The following is a 6,743-nucleotide window of genomic DNA, read 5'->3' on the forward strand; positions in this document are numbered from 1 at the left end:
GCTGGGGGTGGACAGCCATCCGGGGGAGGGGAGCACGTTCTTCTTCACGCTCCCGACCGGGCCGCCGCGGCCCTGATCGTCCGGGCTGGGAGTCGGTAGCCAACAGTCTGAAGTCCTGATTCTCGCCTGCTGACATGCCCTGAGGGGCATGCGTCGCCGGTTTGGCTGACGTGTTGGACCCGGCGGTTATCACCGGGTTCTGCACGCCGCACCGGAGTGCAGCCAGGAGGCGCGAGCGATGGGCAACCGCGGGTGGGCGGTGCTGTGGCCAGGGCTCCTTCCCATGCGAGGGGAGGCCACGGCTTCGTCCCACGGGTGGGCCTGGGGGTGGACCCTGCGCGCTGACGTCCTGCTCGGATGCGTGGCCCTCCTCTTCACGGGCTGCGCATCGTTGCCTCCCGGGTCGGGAAGGTCGCTGAGCTACACGTCCCGCACGGCTACGGACTCCCCTGGGGTGCGAGCGTCAAACGACGAGGCGCCGCGTGCATCCGCCCAGGCACCGAGCGTCACGCCCCTTGAGGAAGCGCCGCCGTTGTACCGCCGCAAGGCCGTGCGCGAAGTGGTGACGGGGGCGAGCCCCGTCCGTGCGGTGGCCATGGCGGGCGTCACGAGCCGCGACGTGCAACCGGACGGCTGGGAGCAGTTGTTGACGAACGCGGGGCTGGAGGCCCGGGACGAGCGCCCCCTGGGAGGAGCGCTGACGCCCGCGCAAGCCGCGCGGTTGCTGGGTGTGCTCTTGGGGAAGCCTGTCACGCTGGGCAACTTCCCGCCTCGCATGGCCGCGGGCTTCATCCTGCGCGAGGTGTTGGAGGGAGGAGAGGTTTCACGGGAGGAGTTGTTGCGTCGGGTGGAGCGCTTCTCCCGGGAGCAGGTCGCGGTGCTGCGACCGGATGGCTGTCTGGCGTGGGCACTCACCGGGCGCACCCAGCAGAAAGTGGCCACCGTCGAGTGGAAGGAGGGAGCCTTCCGCGCGGGCAACTTCGAGCTGGGCCGCTTCTACAGCGGCAAGGGCGGTGTCTTCCGGAGCGTGGATGCACGGTTCCAGGCCGCGGACTGGCGCCCTCTGGCCGAGGTGTACGACGACGCGGACTTCATCAACCGCTCGCTGGACGGCGCAGGGGATGCCTTCGTGGAGCTGTACCACGCACTGGGACAGTTGCTCTCGCATCCCGTGGACAGCATCGCGGGACTCAGCAACCTGCCGGCGGGCGTGGTGGCTCTCATCACGTCATCGCCCGCGTATTGGGAACGCTTCCAGTCCATGACTCGCGGCGAGCAGATCCGCGAGGTGTCGCGACTGACGACGGGGATGCTCGTCACCTGGGGGGCGGCCTCGGCCACGACGCGGACGCTGAAGGGGATGGCGGTAGGCGCGGAAGTCACGGTGCCGGTGCTCTCGCTGTCGGCGGAGGGAGCGCTGGCGCTGGAGCGCGTCGCGGTGCCAGCGGGGCGCATGGCGGTGGTGTTGAGCGGCGGGCCTGGGGCGGCCATCATCCTCCAGCGGTCCAACACGGCCTCGAAGGGCGCGGCGCCTTCCCAGGGGCCGGGGCAGTGGGGGCCAGCGAAGGAGTCGATGTCCACGCGTGCCCGGCGCTATCAGGAGCAGATCACGGGTCACTCCGCCGATGATGCCTACTGGGTTGGTGGCATGAGCACGCAGGCCGGCGGCGTGAAGTTCGACGGCTTCAAGGACGGCGTGCTGCTGGAGGCCAAGGGGCCCGGTTACACGAAGTTCTTTGATGGCCTTGAGACCAAGGAGTGGTTTCGGCACTCCGGGGCACGGGGGCTCATTGAACAAGCGCGGCGACAGCTCAGGAATGTTCATGGCACGGGCTTCCCGATCCAGTGGCATGTTGCAGAGGCGAGCGCCGCAGATGCCATTCGACGGTTACTCGATGAAGCGAAGGTCAGGGGCATTGATGTCGTGCACACTCCAGCGCTCTGAGGAGAACGACCTGTGACTGTGACACCTGGGCCTGAAAACCATCCTGAGACCTACTATGCGGGTGCCTATTGGGGCGCGCGGAAGGAGTCGCCCCCGGACTGTGCCCGGCGCACAGCGGACTTCCTCAACCTCCTGGCCGAGTGCGACCCATTCCTCTCGCACTGGTACAAGCCTGCCAGGTCACGCAAGGATGCACGCAAACACCCATTGATGCCGCCCGATGTGCCCACCCTTACCGAGATGTTTCGGCGAGGCGCCAGCCGTGAGAAGGGAGGGCCCGTCTTTGAGGAACTCGGCTTCAGCTTCTGGTTCGGTAACGGTGGGTCCGGTGCAGATAGCGCGGACCTGCGCCTCACCTGTGGGTGCTATTCGAATGTTGCTCCCAATTCCTGCGTGATGCCCCTGCCGAGAAGGGGGGAGAATGCGGACCGGATACTCACCACCCCTGTGCTTGCTGCCGTGCTGCGGAGCATGACGCTGGCGTGGGAGCCGGATTGGGCGTTTGCCACGTCGAGCGCATACGAGCAGCAGCACCGAGAGCCCGACTCCGCGCCCTTTTCCCTGGGCTGGATCACGTACCTCTCACACCGCATCGGCTCCGTGCCACCGCTCCCCGCTCCCGTGCACATCGAGCCGGTGAAGGACAGGGGCACGCTCATTGTGCTGACTTCGGAGCGCTTCACGGTGGCAAACCCCGAACACATCGCGTTGGCGCGACACGTGCGAGATCTGCTGGCCCGGGCTGGGCTCATGCCGACAGCGACGTTCTGAGAGCAATCTGGTGACGGACCTCGAAGAATGGGTTGAGGAGTTCGCGCGGAACGTGTCGGCACAGACAGCAGCCATTGCTCGTGGAGATGCGAAGAGCGGAAACAGACATGCGGACCGTTACATCGCTGCTGTTCGGAAACTGAAGGCACAGGGCGATGCTGGACGGGATGCCCTTGCTCTGCTGCTCAAGCATTCCGACAAGGACGTCAGTACCATGGCCGCTGCATTCCTCTTGCGGTATCGAACAGCGGAAGCAAAGGCCGTCCTGGAAGAAGCTGCACGGGGCGAGGGGCTGATTGCTTTTGAGGCTGCGCAAGTCTTGAAGAGTTGGGAGCTGGGTGTGTGGGCCCTGGATCCTGGATGAGTGTCACGAGAAGTTCGTAGCGCAACTCGCTCAGAGCATCGTGGCGCGAGTGCACGTTCTTCTTCACGCTCCCCACCGGGGCGCCCGGGCCGCTTCCAGCAGCAGCCGCCGCTCCGCCGCCGCGATGACCGTGCGGGTGGCCCCGGCGGCCGCGGGGTCCACGGAGATGGAGGTGATGCCCGCGCGCACCAGGTGCTCCGCGAACTCGGGGCGGTTGGAGGGGGCCTGCCCGCACAGGGACGACGTGATGCCCGCTTCGCGGCTGGCCCGGATGATGCGGACGATGGCATCCAGCACCGCCGCGTCCGCTTCGTCGAACAGCTCCGCGCACAGCTCCGAGTCCCGGTCCACGCCCAGCATGAGCTGCGTCAAATCATTGGAGCCAATGGACACGCCGGTGATGCCCATCCGCGCGTACTCGGGGATGCGGTAGACGACGGAGGGCACCTCCGCCATCACCCAGCGCTCCAGCCCGCGCTGGCGTCCCAGCGGGCTTGCGTCCACGGCCTCCAGGCACGCCTCCAGCTCCCACTTCGTGCGCACGAACGGGAGCATCAGGTGGAGGTTGGGCGTCTGCTCCCGCACGCGGGCGAGCACCTCCAGCTCCAACTGGAACACGGCGGGTTCGCGCAGGTAGCGGTAGCAGCCGCGGAAGCCAATCATCGGGTTGGCTTCGGTGGCCTCGAAGTCGGCGCCGCCCTGGAGGCCCCGGAACTCGTTCGTCCGGAAGTCCGTCGTGCGGTACACCACCGGGCGGCCGCGGAAGGCGCGGGTGATCTCGAGCAGCGCGCCGGACATCCGCTCGACGAACTCGCGGCTCTTTCCATCTGCGATGAGCTTGCGCGGGTGCACGCCGCCCAGGGCCTCGGTGAGCATGAACTCCGCGCGCAAGAGCCCCACGCCGTCCACCGGGAGCGCCGCGGCCTCGCGGGCCTGTCCCGGCAGCGCGAGGTTCACGTACAGGCGCGTGGCGAGCACCTCCTGCGCCACGGCCCCCTGCTGTGACGGCCCCGCCTGCTTCGACGCTCCGGACACGGCCCCGGTGGGCGTCTCCACCCCGACGCGGCCCTCCATCACGGCGCCGGTGGAGCCATCCACGGTGACCTCCTCCCCGTCGCGCAGCACGCGGGTGGCGGTGCGCGTGCCCACCACGCAGGGCTTGCGCAGCTCGCGGCTGACGATGGCCGCGTGGCACGTCATGCCGCCGCTGTCGGTGACGACCGCCCCCGCGCGCCGCAGCGTGGGCACCCAGTCCGGAGACGTCATGGGCGCGACGAGGATTTCACCGGCCTGGAGTCGCGGTCCCTCCTGGGCGTCGCGCAGCACGCGCACGCGGCCCGTCACGACGCCCGGCGAAGCGCCCAGGCCCGACACGAGCGCCTTGCCTGGACCCGCGCCGGGCGCGGACGGCTTCGGAGCCTGCCCGAGCGTCGTCACCGGGCGCGACTGGACGAGGTAGAGCCTGCCGTTCTCCTCGGCCCACTCGATGTCCTGGGGCGCGCCGTAGTGCCGCTCCACGCGCAGGCCCAGGCGCGCGAGCTCCAGCACCTCCACGTCGCTGAGCACGCGCTGACGGGCCTGTTCGGGAGGGAGGTCCTCGCGCTTCTCGTGGCCCACGCCGTCGCGCACCAGCCGGAAGGCCTTCTCGCCCACGCGCGTCTCAAGTATCCGGGGACCTTGCCGGTCCACGACGTAGGTGTCTGGCTCCACCTGTCCGCCCACGACGACCTCGCCCAGGCCGAAGGCGCCTTCGATGACGATGCGGCGCGTGTCGCCGGTGGACGGGTCCACGGTGAACATGACGCCCGAGCGCGCCGAGTCCACCATTGCCTGCACCACCACGGCGATCTCCGGCTCCTCGGTGAGGCCCTGGGCCTTGCGGTAGGAGACCACGCGCTCGCCATAGGCGGAGGCCCAGCACGCCCGCAGCCTGTCGATCAGCGCCTCGTCGCCCACCACGTTGGTGAACGTCTCGTGCATGCCCGCGAAGGACGTGGACGCGGTGTCCTCGGCGGTGGCGGAGGAGCGCACGGCCACCGCGCGGCCTTCGCCCAGGCGGTGGTACGCGGCGAGCAGCGCGGTGCGCAGCGCTTCCGGAAGCGGGGCCTGGAGCACCACGTCGCGCAGTGCCCGGGTGAGGTCGGCGAGTGACTTCGAGTCGTCCGGATCCACACGCCGCCACAGCTCGCGCAACCGGGGGCGCACGGGCTCCATGGCCTCATGGAAGGAGGCGGCGGTGACGACGAACCCGATGGGCACGGGCAGGCCCGCGCGGGTCAGCTCGCCCAGGTTGGCGCCCTTGCCTCCAGCCTGGGCCACGTCCTTGCGCGACAAGGCGTCGAACCAGAGGAGGGCAGGAGGGCGGGCCGCCTCCGACGAAGAGGCCTCCGGGTGCTGCTCGGGGTGGGTCTCGGCGGTGGGGTCCATGGTCGCGGCTCCAGGGGAGGGACGTGGAAGGGCGCGAGCCCACGGCCCACCGAACGTCAGCGGGTTCCCACCCGCTCACCTGTCCTGTCGCGCCCCGTGGAACCTGGAGATCTCGCGCGCCCGTGGCATGTGCACGCGAGCAGGCCGCCGGGGGCTCCCGCCCTCGGGCAGGGTGCTCCCCGGTCAGTGGTGATCGGCTTCCGCGTCGGTCGTCACCGTCGCCGGAGGCACCGCGGGCTTCTGCTCAGCGGGAGGCGCGGGCTTCGGCTTCGGAGGCGCGCCGCCACCCGGGCCGGTGCGCTTCTGCACGTTGCCGAACTGGAGGTCCGCCAGCGTGCCGCCTATCACCGCGAGCCCCAGCCCCATCGCCAGACTGAGGGCCCCGACGCCCAGCACGCGCGTGGGCCGCATCTGCCACCACATGAACAGGCCCGACAGCGCCCAGAAGACGATCATCACACCGGAGATGTCAGCGAACAGCGCCCACAGCCACATGATGCCGAAGTTCACCGGGTAGTGATGCAGCACGTGCAGCTTCGTCAGCAGCTCGTTCGCGCTCAGCACCCGCGCCGCGTCCGCCGGCCGGCCGTCCACGCGGCCGGAGCCCAGGTCATACGTCACGTTCCACGCCTGCTGCTTCGCATCCAGCATCTGGAAGCGCAGCTCCGGCGCACCGCGGGGGCTCGCCTTCGGCGCCGACTTCGCCGGCACGTCCAGCTTCGTCAGCAGCGGCGCGAGCTTCGACTCGATGGCCGCCATCGAGTACTCCGGCAGCGTCACCGTGGAGCCCGCGAACGGCGCCTCCAGCTTCGGCTTCGGGGACACCGTGCTGCGCGTGGACACCGTCGCGCTGCCCTCGTCCAGGTTCACGATGACGATGTTGTTCACGCCCTCGCCCGGCGCGAGCAGCACCGTGAAGCCGGAGAAGCGCGGGTCGCTGTTCGCCTCCAGCCGGTAGGCGCCGCCCTGCGCGTTGAGCTGCTCCACGAGTTGCTTCGCCACGGCCTCCGGTGCCACGGGCGCCATCCCGGTGAGCGCCTGGAGCTGCTCGGCCGGCACCTCGCGCACCGCCACGTCCTCGCCGACGTCCGGGTGGTTGAAGAGCACGCCGCTCACGCCGAAGACGATCATCCAGGGGAACAGCAGCAGCCCCAGGTACATATGCGTCCGGCGCACCCACTTCATGATCAACGGGTAGCGGACCGGCGAGCGCGGGGCCGGGGCGGGGGACGAAGG

At 69.5% G+C, this 6,743-nt stretch carries 5 protein-coding genes; 3 read left to right on the forward strand and 2 right to left on the reverse strand.

What is annotated here, in order from left to right:
* Window positions 1-532 precede the first annotated feature (532 nt).
* Genes D7V97_RS37820 through D7V97_RS37830 form a run of 3 tightly spaced genes read left to right on the forward strand, consistent with a single transcriptional unit; the run spans window position 533 to window position 3,080 of the window.
* Window positions 533-1,945: a Tox-REase-5 domain-containing protein gene (locus tag D7V97_RS37820; RefSeq protein WP_255424875.1), complete on the forward strand. Its 1,413-nt coding sequence runs from the start codon at window positions 533-535 to the stop codon at window positions 1,943-1,945.
* An 18-nt stretch (window positions 1,946-1,963) separates the two neighbouring features.
* Window positions 1,964-2,716 carry an immunity 52 family protein gene (locus D7V97_RS46890; RefSeq protein WP_368669000.1) on the forward strand — a complete coding sequence of 251 codons (753 nt, stop codon included), beginning with the start codon at window positions 1,964-1,966 and terminating at the stop codon, window positions 2,714-2,716.
* A gap of 7 nt (window positions 2,717-2,723) precedes the next feature.
* The gene (locus D7V97_RS37830) at window positions 2,724-3,080 is read left to right on the forward strand and encodes a DUF2019 domain-containing protein (RefSeq protein WP_120615460.1); all 357 of its coding nucleotides are present in this window, start codon (window positions 2,724-2,726) and stop codon (window positions 3,078-3,080) included.
* A 63-nt stretch (window positions 3,081-3,143) separates the two neighbouring features.
* On the opposite strand, the gene ppsA is transcribed toward D7V97_RS37830, so the two are convergent.
* Both ppsA and D7V97_RS37840 read right to left on the reverse strand, forming a co-directional pair.
* On the reverse strand, window positions 3,144-5,507 hold the full coding sequence (ppsA, locus tag D7V97_RS37835; protein WP_120615461.1) for a phosphoenolpyruvate synthase: 2,364 nt from the start codon (window positions 5,505-5,507) through the stop codon (window positions 3,144-3,146).
* A 183-nt stretch (window positions 5,508-5,690) separates the two neighbouring features.
* The coding region (locus D7V97_RS37840) for a PepSY domain-containing protein (RefSeq protein ID WP_120615463.1) at window positions 5,691-6,743 on the reverse strand (1,053 nt) is incomplete at its 5' end.

It is taken from the genome of Corallococcus sp. CA053C, assembly GCF_003611675.1.
Lineage (GTDB): Bacteria > Myxococcota > Myxococcia > Myxococcales > Myxococcaceae > Corallococcus.